The following is a 1,668-nucleotide window of genomic DNA, read 5'->3' as shown; positions in this document are numbered from 1 at the left end:
CAAGACCTAATTGAAAAAGCTTCAGAGAATTACAAAAATAAAGATAAATATACTCCTAAAATAGAAAATGACTTTAAATGTTTAGTATCAATTGATAGTTTTGAAAGTGAAAATAAGAATTCAACGTATCAATGTTTAGGTTTTTCTTCACTGCAAGATCAAATTAGCTTTACTGAAAATTTCTGTAGTTTAGAGCAACTTACCGAGTTTAGAGATAAATCGAATAGCACTCAAATTTCAGCGCTATCAAGAAAGTTACAAAATAATCTTTCATTAAATGGTTATGATCAAAATGTAGTGGATCAGTGCTCTAAATTAATATTGGCTGAGGAAAATAATCAGCAAGTAGTAGGTAAAATATCCTCCATGGTTAAAAATATTGAAGAATCTACTTCCTTACATCATATAGCTGCTACTTCAGGCAGGTCCTTAAGCGAACCAAAAAATGGGTTAAATCTAGGTAGTTGTTTAGGTCATAGAGGGAAAAGAGATACTAACCGCTGTTTAGCTTTATGGAAAGATATAGACAAATTTAATGAAGAAGAGAGTGAGAAAAGAAGCGTTAATAAAATTAAAATCAATAGCGAAATATTTGTTTATTATATAAAGGATGTGGAAGATGAAAGTAGACGTGTTCAGTTAATTGATTTAGCAAGTCAAGTTAAAGTTACAGGCAAATTCCAAGATTTAGTCAATAAGATAGTTCGTAGTCGAGAAGCTATAAGCCACTTAAACAAGGTAGGGAAAGTTTCCGGTGCTCTAATGTATGGTATGGTGGCTAAAAATGCTTTAGCTGATTTTTTAAATGATGATTACAAAGGAGTAGCAATTAATTTAGGATTTATTGCTGGAGGTCGAGGGCTTACTAAAATTGCAAAAGCTGTTAGTACTAAAGGAGTTGGTATCATTACAGATGGTAAGGTACTTCTTGGTAGATCTTTAAAGGCAGCCTCACCTTTTCTTGCTCGTAGTACTTCAGCTTTTGTTGTTTATGATTTAGCAAATCAAATTAAAGAGCTAGAAAGCGGTGATAAAGATGCTCTAATACCGGTTATAGGAGATAGTGTTTATTTGGGAATTGATGCTGCGGAGATTGGTATAGAAGTTGCTGAGGCTTTTGAAGTCTTAGAAGGAGTATCAAGTGTTACTGGCCCTATTGGTACTACTATTGGAGCTGTAGTATTTATTGGTACTGATGTTTATATGGCAGTAAAAAGGGTTGATAAAATTGATAAGGTAGTTCACTTAACTGGAGGAGAAAAATTTATTGAAGGATTACGTGCATTTATAGGTATGAAACCTGAACAGTACGTAGAAGAATTGATGGAGGAAAAACAAGCTAATAACCAGCTAGTGAAACAAGGACTTGAGTATTTAAAGCAACATAATGATATTCAAAGATATGTTTTCCCCACTGGGAAGTCAGTTATAGATTCTTGTGACACTTTTACTATCAAAAGTGAAATCTGTACGCGTGGTTATTTGCCTCCAATAGAATCTGAAATAAAAAGTAATATAAAACGGAGCTGTGTTGGTGCTGGTACAGGTATGTATACTATATCAGAACGTGAAAAATGTAAGGTTAAAATTCAAGTGGATTTAGATAGTGTGGTATGCACTCACTTCGCATAGTAAAGTAAAAGAAGCATATGAAAGATGGCAAGAAGG

The 1,668-nt window shown here is 33.4% G+C and carries 1 pseudogene; it reads left to right on the top strand.

Annotated elements, in window-relative coordinates:
• A pseudogene (locus tag DM84_RS05840) lies at positions 1 to 1,632 on the top strand (hypothetical protein); the annotation flags it as partial.
• Between the last annotated feature and the right edge of the window lie 36 nt (positions 1,633 to 1,668).

This window comes from Wolbachia pipientis, from assembly GCF_023661085.1.
Classification (GTDB): Bacteria; Pseudomonadota; Alphaproteobacteria; order Rickettsiales; family Anaplasmataceae; genus Wolbachia.
The sequence above is the reverse complement of the archived record's forward strand: the minus strand, read 5'-3'. Positions and strand labels throughout refer to the sequence as shown.